This is a genomic window from Amycolatopsis sp. ATCC 39116, assembly GCF_000231075.2.
Lineage (GTDB): Bacteria > Actinomycetota > Actinomycetes > Mycobacteriales > Pseudonocardiaceae > Amycolatopsis_E > Amycolatopsis_E tucumanensis.
This window is the reverse complement of the sequence record NZ_AFWY03000001.1, coordinates 116,236-130,162: the sequence shown is the minus strand read 5'-3', so window position 1 is coordinate 130,162 and position 13,927 is coordinate 116,236. Positions and strand designations below refer to the sequence as shown.

The following is a 13,927-nucleotide window of genomic DNA, read 5'->3' as shown; positions in this document are numbered from 1 at the left end:
ATGGAACAGCTGCGGAGCAACTTCGAGCCCGGCACCACCCGGTGGGCCGTGCGCCGCGCGCAGTGGAGCGCGATGGGCATCAGCGCCGAGGACCAGCGCAAGCCCAAGATCGCGGTCGTCAACACCTCGTCGAAGTTGTCGGTGTGCTTCGCGCACCTCGACGACGTGGCGGAAGTGGTCGCCGGCGCTATCCGCGAGGCGGGTGGGCTGCCGCTGGAGATCCGGACGACCGCGCCGTCCGATTTTGTCACCAGCGCGGGCCGCAAAGCGCGCTACCTGATGCCGACCCGCGACCTGATCGTCAACGACGTCGAAGCCGCCGTCGAGGGTGCGCAGCTCGACGGCATGGTGTTGTTGTCGAGCTGCGACAAGACGACCCCGGCCCACCTGATGGCCGCCGCGCGGCTCGACCTGCCCTCGGTGGTCGTCATCGGTGGCTACCAGCGCGGAGGGACGTTCTCCGGCTGTTCGGTGGACATCGACTCGGTGTACGAATCGGTGGGTGCGGTCGCCTCCGGGAAGCTGAGCGTGGACGACCTCGGCGAGATGGCCGACCAGGCGATCGAAGGGCCCGGCGTGTGCGCGGGACTGGCGACGGCGAACACGATGCACGTGCTCGCCGAGGCCCTGGGCATGACGATGCCGGGTTCCGCGCCCACCCGTGCGAACTCCCCGGCGATGCTCGAACGCGCCGCGGCCGCGGGGCGGCGCGCCGTCGAGCTGGTCCGGGAAGGACTCACCGCCCGCCAGGTGCTCACACGCGACGCCATCGAGAACGCGGTGGAGGTGGCGCTGGCGCTGGGCGGCTCAGTCAACTGCATCCGGCACCTCACCGCCGTGGCCGCGGAGGCCGACCTCGACCTCGACGTCGTCGCGTTGTTCGAGGAGAAGGGCCGCGGCGCGAAACAACTCGCCGCCATCCGTCCCAACGGGACACATCAGGTGTGGGACCTCGACCGGGTCGGCGGGGTCCGCACCGTACTGCGTGCGCTGGCACCGAGGCTGCACACCGGCGCGCTGACGGTGTCCGGCAGCACCGTGGCCGAGCTGATCGCCGACGTGGCCGGACCGGACGGCGACGTGGTGCACCCGTTGGACGAACCCGTGGCCGACGAGCCGGGCCTGCTGATCCTGCGTGGATCGCTGGCGCCGGACGGTGCGATCGTCAAGGTCGCCGGGGTGGGCGCGGCACGGCGGCAGTTCCGCGGGCCGGCCAGGGTCTTCGCGGGTGAGGACGAGGCCATCGCCGCGCTCGGCCAGGGAGAGATCGAGCCGGGACACGTGATCGTGCTGCGCGGGATGGGCCCGAGGGGCGGCCCGGGCACGGTGTTCGCCGCGAGCTTCGTGGCCGCGCTCAACGGCGCCGGCCTCGGCGGCCAGGTGGCCGTGGTGACCGACGGCGAACTGTCCGGGCTCAACCACGGGCTCGTCGTGGGACAGGTGATGCCCGAAGCCGCCGACGGCGGGCCGCTCGCCGGAGTGCAGGACGGGGACGCCATCTCGATCGACCTCGACGCACGGCTGATCGACGCGGAGCCGATACGCGACGGGAAGCCCGTCACCGCCGGTGATCCCGGCAGCGAACGCGGCTGGCTCGGCCAGTACGCGGCACTCGTCGGCCCGATCCAGCGGGGCGCGGTCCTGCGCCGTCCCGCCCGCCACTGACCTTTCCCCGGCCACCGAAGGAGCTGCCTTTCATGACCGAATCCCGACGGCACGCCCGTAGAGCCGGGATCGCCGCCCTCGTCGGTACCACGCTCGAGTGGTACGACTTCCTGATCTACGGCACGGCCGCCGCGCTGATCCTGAACAAGCTGTTCTTTCCCGCGATCAGCCCGGTCGCGGGCACACTGGCCACGTTCGCCACCTACGCCGTCGGATTCCTGGCCCGGCCGCTGGGCGGCATTGTGCTGGGCAATCTCGGCGACCGGCTCGGCCGCAAGACGATGCTGGTGCTGACGATCGTGCTGATGGGCGTCGCGACCGCGCTGATCGGTGTGCTGCCCACCTACGACCAGATCGGCGCGTGGGCGCCGGTCCTGCTGATCCTGTTGCGGCTCGTGCAGGGCTTCGGCGCCGGAGGCGAGTACGCCGGCGCCGTCGTGCTGTCGGTCGAGCACGGCGACCAGCGGCGACGCGGGCTGGCCGGTGCGTGGGCCCCGGCCGGGTTCGCGCTCGCCACCCTGCTCGCGACCGGGATCTACCAGCTGTTCCTGCTGCTGCCCGACGAACAGTTCCGCCAGTGGGGCTGGCGAGTGCCGTTCCTGCTGGGGATCGTCATGCTCGCGATCGGCTACTTCATCCGCAGCGGCGTGGACGAGACTCCCGCGTTCAGGAACGCGAAGCGGGCCGAGGAGACCAAGACGGGACTGTTCGCCGCGCTGCGGTACCAGCCGAATAGCTTCCTGGTCGTCATCGGTGCCCGGTTCGCCGAGAACGGCTTCGCCTACCTGTTCCCCGTGTTCGCGGTCGCGTTCCTGACCAAGCAGCTGGGCCTGTCCGACTCGCTCGGGCTGACCGCGGTGATCATCGCCTCGGCCGTCCAGGTGGGTGGGGTGCCGCTGTTCGCCTGGCTGTCCGACCGGTGGGGACGGCGGCCCGTCTACGCGGCCGGCGCGGTCGCGTCGGCGCTGTGGACCGTGCCGTTCTTCCTCCTGCTGGAAACCCGCGAGCCGGTGGCCGTCGTCGTCGGGTTCGTGGTGGGACTCGGCATCTGCTACCCGGCGATGCTGGCGCCGCAGGCGGCGTGGTTCGCGGAGCTGTTCGAGACCAGGACCAGGCTCGCCGGATTCGCGTTCGCCCGCGAGATCGGTTCGGTGCTGGCGGGCGGGTTCCTGCCGCTGATCGCGACCGCGCTGCTCGCCTGGTCCGGCCACTGGTGGCCGGTCGCGGTGTACCTGGGGGTGCTGACGGTGCTCACCCTCGTCGCGCTCGCCGTGGGCCCCGAAACCCGGCGCCGCGACATCGAGTCCGCCGGCACGCGCCCGACGGTCACGACGGGGTAGCCCAGGGATCGACGGGGACGACGCGGGTGCTGCGGCCCAGCTCGTCGACGATCCGGCCGTGCACCTTGACCTGCCGCAGCACGATCCTGCGGTCCACCACGGACGCCTCGGGGCAGTCCACCGCGATCCGGGTGAGCAGCTTTCCGAGGTGGTCCAGAGACCGCAGGCTCACGATCAGGGAGAGATTCGCCGGACCGGGGACCGCGGCGCAGTGCCGGGTCTCGGGCCAGGCGCCCAGCCTGCGGCCCGTCTCGCGCACGTGAAGGTCCGGCACCGCCAGCCACAGCAGTGCCATGGACTCCCACCCCGCGAGCGGGCGGGCGACGTCGCACCGGAACGTGATGTCGCCGTGCCGCCGCAGGCGGTCGAGCCGGCGCTTGACCGCCTGCGGCGACGTGCCCAGCTCCGCGGCCAGCTCCGTGTACGGGCGCCGCCCGTCGTGCCCCAGCGCGAGGAAGAGCGCGCGGTCGGCCGGGCCGAACGGACGGATCTGCTCCGGTGCCGGCCCGGCGGGCTCGCGGACCAGCTCGGTCTGGGCGCGGTTCATCACGCCGAGCCGCCACACCACCCCGCCGAAAAGTCCACTGTAGACGTACGAGCGGGCGTTCACGACGTCCGGCGGCATGGGCAACGTGCGCACCAGAACCTCGGCGATGGCGGGCAGGGTCGGTGCCAGCACCAGCGCGAACACCCCGAACTCGCCGGTGGTGACTCCGACGGTCGACACGTTCGGCAGCTCGGCGAGAGCCAGTGCGACGCGCTCCGCCGTCCCCGGACGGCACGTCAGTTCCAGCAGCGCGCCGCGCATCGCGCTGTTGCTCAGCGCCACCGTGACCCAGGCCGAGCCGGACTCCACCAGGTGCTGCCAGCGCCGCGCCAGCGTGACCGGCGCGAGGTCCAGCGCTTCGGCGAGGCTCGTCCAGCTGGCCCGCGGGTTGACCTGGAGCGCGTCCACCAGCGCCAGATCGGTCTCGTTCAGCAGCTGGGTGTCACTATCCATCGTCCGGCGCGCCTCCACCGCCATTATCCGTCGATTTTCCGAGGAACTCCGGGTTCTTCTGGAGTGTAATCGGAAATCACCGGACCAGGGAGTGACCATGGTCGACATCTCCGGCAAAGTCGTCCCGGACGCGCTGTACCGCAAGGTCGGCCGCCGGATCCTGCCGTTGCTCGTGGTGTGCTACGTCTTCGCCTACCTCGACCGCGTGAACATCGGCTTCGCCAAGCTGCAGATGACCACCGACGTCGGGATCAGCGAGTCGGTCTACGGGCTGGCGGCCGGAATCTTCTTCCTCGGCTACGTGCTCTTCGAGGTGCCGAGCAACCTGCTGCTGCAGCGGATCGGCACCCGCAAGACGGTGTTCCGCATCATGCTGCTGTGGGGCCTGACCTCGGCCTCGATGCTGTTCGTGCACGACAGCACCAGCTTCTACGTGCTGCGGTTCCTGCTCGGCGTGTTCGAGGCCGGGTTCGCGCCCGGGATCATCTTCTACCTGACCTACTGGTACCCGCCGGCGCGGATGGCGGCGGCGATGTCGGTGCTGATGATCCCGGGGCCGCTCGGTTCGATGATCGGTGGGCCGCTGTCGTCGCTCGTGATCACCGCGTTCGACGGCGGGTTCGGGCTCGCCGGGTGGCAGTGGATGTTCCTCGTCGAGGGCCTGCCGTGCGTGGTCCTGGCGTTCGTGGTGTGGAAGGTGCTGCCCGACGGGCCCGCCGAAGCCCGCTGGCTCACCCCGGCCGAGAAGGCCCGGATCGCCGCGGACGTGACAGGGCCCGAAACCACGCGCCACCACAGTTTCCGGCGGGTGCTCACCGATCCGAAGGTCTACGCTCTGGCCGTCGGCTACTTCTGCCTGATCAGCGGCCTGTACGCGGTGAGCTTCTGGCTGCCGACCATCCTGCGGGAGAACGGCCTCGCCAGTACCGTCGAGATCGGACTCTGGACTGCGGTGCCGTATGCGTGCTCGCTGGTCGCGATGTTCTGGCTGTCCCGCCGCTCGGACCGCCGCGGGGAACGCCGCCTGCACAGCGCGGTCCCGGCGCTGGTCTCCGCCGCCGGGCTGGCGGTGGCCGCGCTCACCGCCCAGTCGTTTGCGGTCTCGATGCTCGCGATGATCATCGCCACGGCCGCGATGTGGGGCTCGTACACGGTTTTCTGGGCGATCCCGTCGGCGTACCTGACCGGCACCGCCGCGGCGGGCGGCATCGCCCTGATCAACAGCATCGGGCTGCTCGGCGGCTTCTTCAGCCCCACGTTGATCGGTTACGTCAAACAGGCCACCGGGAGCACTGAGGCGGGTCTGCTGTCAATGGTCGCCCTGTTGCTGGCCGGGGGGCTGCTCATCCTGTTCACCACACTGCGGAACGAGGCACGATGAAGATCCTGGCCGCTGGTTTCCAGCACGAGACCAACACGTTCGCCGACACTCCCGCCGGTTACGCCAACTTTCAAAACGGGGAGGGGTTCCCGGCTCTGTGTCGTGGCGAGGACGTGCTGCGGCTGGCGAACGTGAACCTGCCGATCGGCGGTTTCCTGCGCGCGATGCGGGACGTGACCGTGGTGCCGGTGATCTGGGCGGCCGCGTCGCCGTCCGGGCCGGTGACCGCCGACGCCTACGAGCGCATCACCGGGGAGATCCTCGGCGCGGCCCGCGCTGCCCGGCCGGACGCGGTGTACCTGGATCTGCACGGCGCGATGGTCACCGAGCACCACGACGACGGTGAGGGTGAGCTGTTGCGCCGGCTGCGCGCGGTCGTCGGCGACGACGTGCCCGTCGTGGCGAGCCTGGACCTGCACGCGAACCTGTCCGGGGAGATGTTCGCCTCGGCAGACGCCCTGGTCGCCTACCGCACCTACCCGCACGTCGACATGGCGGAGACCGGCGCTCGCGCGGCGGGGCTACTCGCGCGGCGGATCGCCGGTGAGCAACTCCGGCCGGTGTGGCGGCGGGTGCCGTTCCTCATCCCGATCAACGCCGGCTGCACCGATCTGGAGCCGGCCTCAACCGTCTACCGTGGACTGGCGGAGGGAATGTCCTTCGCCGCGGGGTTTCCCGCCGCGGACATCCCCGATTGCGGTCCGGTGGTGTTCGGCTACGGCGGCGACGGGGTGGCCGAGGAGGTCGACCGGGTCCACGAGCACGTCACCCGCCGCGAAGCGGACTGGGCGATCGCGCTGCCCGACGCCCGGCAGGCGGTCGCCGAGGCGATCCGGCTCAGCACCGACGGGCCGGTCGTCATCGCCGACACCCAGGACAACCCAGGGGCTGGCGGGACCGCGCGGACCACCGGGCTGCTCAAGGCGTTGCTCGCCGCGGACACCGGCCCCGCGGCGATCGGCCTGTTCACCGACCCGGAGGTGGCCGCCGCCGCTCACGCGGCCGGGGTCGGCGCGACGATCACCGTGCCGCTCGGCGGGGAACCGGCCGTGCCCGGTGACAGCCCCGTGCACGGCCGGTTCACGGTGGAGCACCTGTCGGACGGCCGCTGCCGCTTCGACGGCCCGATGATGCACGGCAACGTCGTCGACCTCGGCCCCTCGGCGTGCTTGCGCCACGGTTCCGTGCGGATCGGCGTCACGACCGGACGGACGCAGGTGTTCGACCGCAACCTGTTCCGGATGGTCGGGATCGAGCCCGAGCGCCAGCGGATCGTCGTGGTCAAGAGCTCCGTCCACTTCCGCGGCGACTTCGCCCCGATGGCCGCCCACATCCTGGTCGCGAAGGCCCCCGGGGTGATGGCCGCCGATCCGGCGGATCTGGTGTGGACGAAGCTGCCGCCACAGGTGCGGATCACCCCCGCCGGGCGGGTGGCGGATCGCGGACCTCAGCGAGCGTCGTGACCGTCTCCGGGCCCCGGGACGGTCGGCGCAGGTGCGCGCCCTCAGCAGGGGAGTGCCCTGGCGTTCGGCGGCACCTCCCCGCAACATGCACTCGGCTGGGAGCAACGGCCCCAGCCGCAGCGCATGACCCCGGTGCTCACAGGGCGTTCCTAGGTCATGGCCGATCAGCCTTTCCTGACTTCCGGGGGCGAGGCCCGGGCGACCGGCTGCCCGCCGGATCGGTGGCCTCGCTGACATCGATGGTGCTCACTCGAACCCGGAGGCAGTAAAGCACGGCGGACGCCGGTGCACAACCGGTTGTGCAGTCCGCGCAACCGGTTGTGCCGGCGGTGTCCGATCGCGATATGCTCCAGCCCATGGCCACGTTGCGGGAGGTCGCCGAGGCGGCGGGGGTGTCCAAGGCGGTGGCTTCGCGTGCTCTGACGGGCGACTTCAGGACCCGGATGAGCGAGGAGACCCGCCGTCGGGTGCGCGCGGTCGCCGAGGAGCTCCAGTACGTGCCCAATCACCGGTCGCGGGCGTTGCGGTTCGCCAAGTCGGGCGCCGTGGGCCTGATCGTTCCGGACGTGAACAACGCCGTGTTCGCCGAGATGCTGGCGGGCGTGCAGGACCGGGCGGGCGAGGCGGGCATGTCGGTGCTGCTGGGTCAGATCGACCCGCCGCCGGCTGGCCGCGACCAGTTGCGCCGGCTGGTCGCCGAAGGCCGGGTGGACGGGGTTCTCCTGCAACGGCGTGAGGATTTCGACGACCAGCGCCTGCGTGAGGTGCTCGCCGGTGATCCGCCGGTGGTGCTGATCAACTCCAAGCTGGCCGGGCGCGCGGGCTCGGTCGTCCTCGACGACGTCCGTGGGGCCGCGACGGCGACCCGGCACCTGATCGACCTCGGTCACGAACGCATCGGTCACCTCGCCGGTGTGGCCGACCACGACACCGCCGTCCGTCGTCACCGCGGTTTCACCGAGACCATGCGCGCGGCGGGACTCCGGGTGCGTCCGTCGTGGGTCGAGCGCTCCGGCTGGGAGGCGCCTGGTGGTGCCGCGGCCGTCACCAGGATGATGCAGCGGAAAACGCGGCCGACCGCGCTGGTGGTCTCGAGTGTCAACGCCGGAATCGGGGCGTTGTCGGCGCTGAGCCGCCTGGGTGTCCGGGTGCCCGAGGACCTGTCGGTCGTCGCGATCAACGACACCTGGGTCGCCGAAACCTGGGCCCCCGCCCTCACCACCGTGCGGATGCCGCTGCGCGCCCTGGGGCGCCGCGCGTGTGGAATGCTGCTCGACCACCTTGCGGGGCAACGACTCGGCGACGTCGTGGTCGAGGAGCCGGCGCCGGAGCTGATCGTCCGGGAGTCGACGCGGCCGGTCCCTTGACCGAGAGGCGGCCACCGCTTACCATCGTCGGCAGTGTCCACTGTGGCACTTCACTCGAGCCCGGACATTTCCGTTCGGAGCCCCGGGATCGTTTCGCAGCTGCCCCTGCCCACACAACCGCGATCCCTTGCCGATGTGCGTCGGCTGAGGCTCCTCGTTGACAGGACGAGGGCGACAATGCTTTCCGGAATCAAGATCGTCAGTTTCACCCATTTCCTGCAAGGCCCCTCGGCGACGCAGATCCTGGCCGACCTCGGCGCGGACGTCGTGAAGGTCGAACCGCCGCAGGGTGCCTTCGAGCGCGGCTGGTCCGGCCCGGACGCCTACGTCGAGGGTGTGTCGGTGTTCTTCTTGCTCGGCAACCGCAACGTGCGCAGCATGGCGGTCGATTTGAAGAACGACGAAGGGAAAGCGGTGCTGCGCCGGCTGATCGACAGCGCCGACGTGCTCATCGAGAGTTTCCGCCCAGGGGTGATGGACCGGCTGGGGCTCGGCTACGAAGAGCTGCGCCGGACCAACCCCCGGCTGGTCTACTGCTCGCTGTCGGGTTACGGGTCCGACGGCCCGTACAAGGACCGCCCCGGGCAGGACGTGCTCATCCAGTCGTTGTCCGGGCTCGCGTCGGCGACCGGCCCGGCGTCCGGGCCGCCGACCCCGGTGGGCGCCTCGCTGGTCGACCAGCACGGTGCCGTGCTCGGCGCACTGGGCATCCTCGCCGCCCTGCACGGACGCGAGCGCACCGGCGAAGGCACCAGGGTGGAGAGCAACCTCCTCAACGCCGCGCTGGACCTGCAGATCGAACCGTTGTCGTACCACCTGAACGGCTTCCGCGGGCAGCGGAGCACCAGCGGGATCTCCTCGCCGTTCTACAAGGCGCCCTACGGCGTGTTCGCCACGGCCGACGGGCACCTCACGATCTCCCTGACCAGCACCGACGCCCTGAGCAAGGTGCTGGAGGAACCGTGGTTCCGCGGAGTCGAACCCGACGCCGAGTACGCGATGCGCGAGGAGATCAACACGCGTATCGCCGAACTGCTCGCCCGGAAGAGCACGAGGTACTGGACCGAGCGCTTCGCCGAGTTCGGTATCTGGCACGCGCCGGTCAACAGCTATGACGACGTGGTGGCAGATCCGCAGGTGCGCCACAACGAGACGTTCCTGTCCTTCGACCACCCGTCGGCAGGTCCGGTCCAGGTCCTCGCCCACCCGATCCGTTACGGCGGGCAGCGCCCGGGAATCCGCCGCCTGCCCCCGGCGCTCGGGGAGCACACCGGGGAGGTCCTCGCCGAACTCGGGTACTCCGCTGGGGAAATCGCCCGCCTGATGGAAGGCGGTGCGGTGCATGGCTGACACGGCGCCCTGCCCGGTGCTGGTCGAGCGGTCCGCGCCCATCGCGGTCGTCACGATCAACCGGCCGGAGAAGTACAACGCGATCGACGCCGCTGTCGTGGACGCGCTCGAAAACGCGCTCACCGAACTGGAGGGCGATCCCGCCATTCGCGCGATCGTGCTGACCGGCGCGGGCAAGGCCTTCGCCGCCGGTGCCGACATCGCGTTCTACGCCGACGCGGACCGCGTGTCGTTCGACGCCTTCACTCAGCGGTGCAACGAGTTGTGCGACCGGATCGCGAAATGTGCGGTCCCCGTCGTGGCGGCGGTGAACGGTCTGGCGCTCGGGGGCGGGTTCGAACTCGTGCTCAGCTGCGATGTCGTGGTCGCGGCGGACGAGGCGTCGTTCGGTCTGCCCGAGGTCTCCCTCGGGCTGCTCCCGGGGTGGGGCGGTACGCAGCGGCTGACCTGGCACGTGGGACCCAACCGCGCCAAGTGGCTGGTGATGTCCGGCGAGCGCCTCGACGCGGAGGCGGCCGAGGCGGCAGGCATCGTCACCCACCGCTGCGCCCAGGACGAACTCGCGGCCCGGGCGGCCCAGATCGCCACCACCCTCGCCGAGCAGGCGCCACTGGCCGTCGCCGCGATCCGCGAGGCGGTCACGGCCGCCGTGCCGGCCGCGGCGGAAGCGTCGGCTGGCGCGGGTTTCCAGCTGGAGAGGGCGAAGCTGTCCGCTCTGTTCGAGTCGGCGGACGGCAGGGAAGGGATCGCGGCGTTCGTCCACAAGCGACCGCCTCACTTCCGCGGTCGCTGACCCGCCACACTACTTCTGACCGCCCGTCCACGGACGGTGCCGCGCGCCGACCGTTTCATCCGCGCTGCACAACCGGTTGTGCAGTTCCTCATCGACAAAGGAGTCACCCATGCGAGCACAGCAAGCGAGCCCGCCGCCGAGCGGGCTGCGCAAGGTCGTGGCGGCCTCGATGGCCGGCACCGTGGCCGAGTGGTACGAGTTCCTGCTCTATTCGGCGTCCTCGGCACTGGTTTTCGGCGCGTTGTTCTTCCCGCAGTCCGACGAGCCGCTCGACGGTGTGATCAACGCATTGCTCGTCTACGCGGTGGGCTTCGTAGCCCGCCCGCTCGGCGGGATCGTCTTCGGGCACTTCGGTGACCGTCTCGGCAGGAAGAAGCTCCTGCAGCTGAGCCTGTTGCTGGTCGGGGCGGCGACGTTCGCGATCGGCTGTGTTCCCGCCTTCGCTTCCATCGGGTACTGGGCGCCGATGATCCTGGTGCTCCTGCGGTTCGTACAGGGCTTCGCCCTCGGCGGCGAGTGGGGTGGCGCGGTGTTGCTGGTGGGGGAGCACAGCCCGGACCGCAGCCGGGCGTTCTGGTCCAGCTGGCCCCAGGCGGGGCTGCCGATCGGCAACCTGGTCGCGACAGTGGTCCTGCTCGGGCTGTCGGGAGTGCTCTCACCGGAGCAGTTCCTGTCCTGGGGCTGGCGCACCGCGTTCTGGGCCTCGGCGGTCATCGTGCTGATCGGTTACTACATCCGCACGCAGGTGGAGGAGGCTCCGATCTTCCTGGAGTCGCTGGAGAAGGCGCAGGCGCGGGAGAACGAGCGGACTTCGATCATCGAGGTGGTGCGGCAGTACCCGCGCGGTGTCCTCGTGGCGATGGGCGCGCGGGTCGGTGAGAACATCCTGTACCAGGTGGTGGTGACGTTCTCGATCACTTACCTGGCGCTGCGGGTGGGCAGCAGCACGACCGACATCCTGTTGCTGCTGGTGTTCGCGCACCTCGCGCACATGGTGCTGGTTCCGTTGTTCGGCCATCTCGCGGACCGGTGGGGCCGCCGTCCGGTGTTCCTCGCCGGTTCGGTCGCCATGATCGGGTGGGGTTTCGCCGGGTTCCCGCTGATGGACACCGGATCCCCGGTACTGATCGTGCTGGCGCTGGTGCTGGGGGTCGCCGTGCACGGCCTGATGTACGCGCCGCAGCCGGCGATGATGGCCGAGCTGTTCCCGACGCGGATGCGCTACGCCGGCGTGTCACTCGGCTACCAGACGACGTCGATCTTCGCGGGCTCCCTGGCGCCGTTCATCACCGCGACGCTGCTCAAGAGCTTCGGCTCGTCGATCCCGATCGCGCTATACCTGGCGGTCGCCGCGATCATCTCGACCATCGCGGTGGTCGCGACCCGGGAGACGAAGGGCATGTCCTTGTCCGCATTGGACAGCCCGGTCGAGAGCCCGGGCGCAGGCGCGGGCTGCGGCGTGCCGGCTTCCGCGAAGCCAGGCGAGGGCGGGTGAGCGCCGTCGAGCGTGGGTGCCCCGAGCCGGCTGGTCTCGGGGCACCCACACCAGGTGATGACGATCTTCGGAGATCGGCAGCGAACCTTCGCCGAGGTGTCCGACGGGGTTGCGCGGGTGCACCGGCCGACGGGTGCGCCAACGGGCAGCCAAACCTCGCGGGTTCGCCTCAGGGAGGTGGGTCGCCCGGGCGGACGAGACCGTTCTGGTAGGCGAAGACGACCAGTTGAGCCCGATCGCGGGCGGCGACCTTGGTCATAGCGCGGTTGACGTGGGTCTTGGCGGTCAACGGGGACAGGTGCAGACGCTCGGCGATGTCGTCGTTGGACAGTCCGTGTGCGACGAGGACCACGATCTCACGTTCCCGGTCGGTGAGGTGGTCGAGTGCGGCGGCCGGCTGGGCGACGGGCTGGCCGAGGACGTGCTGCACGAGGCTGCGGGTGGCTTTCGGGGACAGGAGCGCATCACCGGCGGCCACGACGCGGACTGCGTGGACCAGCTCGTCGGGCCCGGCATTCTTGCCGAGGAAGCCGCTCGCCCCGGCGCGGACGGCGTGCAGGACGTTCTCGTCGTTCTCGAACGTTGTCAGGACGAGGATGCGCACGCCGGCCAGGTCGTCGTCGGCGGCGATCCGGCGGGTGGCTTCGATGCCGTCGACCTCGGGCATGCGGATGTCCATGAGCACGACGTCGGCACGGGTCGTACGGGCCAGGAACACGGCGTCGCGTCCGTTGACGGCTTCCCCGGCGACCTCGATGCCGGGTTCGGCGTCGAGGATCATCCGGTAACCGGCGCGGATGAGCGCCTGGTCGTCGGCGAGCAGCACCCGGATCGTCATAGTGCGGCTTTCAAGGTCGGGGCCGGCAGTTCGGCGTGCACGGTGAAGCGGCCGTCCGGCCCGGCCCGGACGTCGAGGTTGCCACCCGCGGTGGCGGCGCGTTCCCGCATGCCGAGGATGCCGTAGCCGGAACCGGCAGGAGCGCGTCCGTCGGCGATGAAGTTGACGATATCGAGGGTGATCTTCTCGACCGCGTAGGTGATGGTCAGGCGCGCCGTGCCGGTGCCGTACCGGTGTGCGTTGGTGAGCGCTTCCTGCAGGATCCGGTACGCGGCGAGGTCCACGACAGCGGGTAACGGCCGTGCGTGGCCGATCTGCTCACGTTCGACGACGAGACCCGCGGCGGCGAGCGCGTCGAGCATGTCGGTGAGCCGGGCCAGCCCGCGCACGGGTTCGGTGCCGTCCTGGTCGTCCGACTGGCGCAGCACGCCCACGATCGACGAGAGCTCGCCGAGCACGGTTTCGCAGGCGTCGCGGATGTGCGCGAGCGCCCGGCCGGCCTGTTCGGGGTGCCGATCGAGGACGTGGCTCGCGGCCCCTGCCTGCACGTTGATGACCGCGATGTGGTGCGCGACCACGTCGTGCAGTTCCCTGGCGATGCGCACCCGCTCCTGGACGACCCGGCGGGCGGCTTCCTCGTCGCGGGTCCGCTCGGCGCGCCGGGCCCGCTCTTCGACCTCGGCGATGTAGGCGCGCCGGCTGCGGACGGCGTCGCCGGCTGCGGTGGCCATCCCGATCCAGGCGAACAGTCCCAGACTCTCGGGAGACCAGGGTGATCCCGTGCTGACGAACGCGTCGACGGTGTACAGGCAGGCGGCGAGCGAACCCGCGAGCGCCAGCGCTGAGCGGCGGTCGGTGCGCAATGCCATCGTGAAGGTGACGATCCCCAGGGCCACGAACAACACCGGCTGCTCCACGCCGGTCGCGACGACGAGTACCGTCGACGCGACGGCGGTGGCCGCCAGATTGAGCGGTGGGTGGTACCGGCGGGCGGCCACCGCGAGCAGCGCGACGAGCAGCGCGACCACATCACGGGTGGTGAGGACCCCGTCGGTTTCGCCCCGCATCCCGCTCAGCTCACCCGCGGCACCGAAGGTGACCACCACACACGCCAACAGGATGTCCCGCGTCAGGGGGTGACGAGACGTCCAACGCCGGGTCGCCAGTGCTGCCATACTGGTCAAAGTAGACGCTCGGCGCGGTCCGTGAGTCTGCCGGCCGTGGTAGACCGCCCC

The 13,927-nt window shown here is 70.6% G+C and carries 11 protein-coding genes; 8 read left to right on the top strand and 3 right to left on the bottom strand.

Annotated elements, in window-relative coordinates; all coding sequences use genetic code 11:
* Both AMY39116_RS0300700 and AMY39116_RS0300695 read left to right on the top strand, forming a co-directional pair.
* Positions 1-1,665, top strand: coding sequence for a dihydroxy-acid dehydratase (locus AMY39116_RS0300700; RefSeq protein ID WP_020415785.1), 1,665 nt, complete (start codon positions 1-3; stop codon positions 1,663-1,665).
* A 32-nt stretch (positions 1,666-1,697) separates the two neighbouring features.
* Positions 1,698-3,005, top strand: coding sequence for an MFS transporter (locus AMY39116_RS0300695; RefSeq protein WP_020415784.1), 1,308 nt, complete (start codon positions 1,698-1,700; stop codon positions 3,003-3,005).
* Here the strand turns inward: AMY39116_RS0300695 and AMY39116_RS0300690 are convergent.
* Positions 2,992-4,005, bottom strand: coding sequence for an Lrp/AsnC family transcriptional regulator (locus AMY39116_RS0300690; RefSeq protein ID WP_039791085.1), 1,014 nt, complete (start codon positions 4,003-4,005; stop codon positions 2,992-2,994). The two genes, AMY39116_RS0300695 and AMY39116_RS0300690, sit on opposite strands and share 14 nt — an antisense overlap.
* Before the next feature lie 97 nt (positions 4,006-4,102).
* On the opposite strand from AMY39116_RS0300690, the gene AMY39116_RS0300685 reads away from it, so the two are divergent.
* The 6 genes from AMY39116_RS0300685 (at position 4,103) to AMY39116_RS0300660 (ending at position 11,854) form a co-directional block, all read left to right on the top strand.
* Complete coding sequence (locus tag AMY39116_RS0300685; RefSeq protein WP_020415782.1) at positions 4,103-5,386, top strand: MFS transporter; 1,284 nt, start codon at positions 4,103-4,105, stop codon at positions 5,384-5,386.
* On the top strand, positions 5,383-6,849 hold the full coding sequence (locus AMY39116_RS0300680; protein WP_020415781.1) for a M81 family metallopeptidase: 1,467 nt from the start codon (positions 5,383-5,385) through the stop codon (positions 6,847-6,849). The genes AMY39116_RS0300685 and AMY39116_RS0300680 overlap by 4 nt, the downstream gene beginning before the upstream one ends.
* Before the next feature lie 356 nt (positions 6,850-7,205).
* Complete coding sequence (locus AMY39116_RS0300675; RefSeq protein ID WP_027935517.1) at positions 7,206-8,216, top strand: LacI family DNA-binding transcriptional regulator; 1,011 nt, start codon at positions 7,206-7,208, stop codon at positions 8,214-8,216.
* A gap of 177 nt (positions 8,217-8,393) precedes the next feature.
* The gene (locus tag AMY39116_RS0300670; protein ID WP_020415779.1) at positions 8,394-9,566 is read left to right on the top strand and encodes a CaiB/BaiF CoA-transferase family protein; all 1,173 of its coding nucleotides are present in this window, start codon (positions 8,394-8,396) and stop codon (positions 9,564-9,566) included.
* On the top strand, positions 9,559-10,359 hold the full coding sequence (locus tag AMY39116_RS0300665; RefSeq protein ID WP_020415778.1) for an enoyl-CoA hydratase/isomerase family protein: 801 nt from the start codon (positions 9,559-9,561) through the stop codon (positions 10,357-10,359). Before AMY39116_RS0300670 ends, AMY39116_RS0300665 begins: the two co-directional genes overlap by 8 nt.
* Before the next feature lie 109 nt (positions 10,360-10,468).
* Entirely contained in the window at positions 10,469-11,854 is a 1,386-nt protein-coding gene (locus AMY39116_RS0300660; protein ID WP_020415777.1) for an MFS transporter, read from the top strand.
* A 169-nt stretch (positions 11,855-12,023) separates the two neighbouring features.
* On the opposite strand, the gene AMY39116_RS0300655 is transcribed toward AMY39116_RS0300660, so the two are convergent.
* Both AMY39116_RS0300655 and AMY39116_RS0300650 read right to left on the bottom strand, forming a co-directional pair.
* Complete coding sequence (locus AMY39116_RS0300655; RefSeq protein WP_020415776.1) at positions 12,024-12,692, bottom strand: response regulator transcription factor; 669 nt, start codon at positions 12,690-12,692, stop codon at positions 12,024-12,026.
* Positions 12,689-13,867: a sensor histidine kinase gene (locus AMY39116_RS0300650; protein WP_027935516.1), complete on the bottom strand. Its 1,179-nt coding sequence runs from the start codon at positions 13,865-13,867 to the stop codon at positions 12,689-12,691. The genes AMY39116_RS0300655 and AMY39116_RS0300650 overlap by 4 nt, the downstream gene beginning before the upstream one ends.
* Positions 13,868-13,927 lie beyond the last annotated feature (60 nt).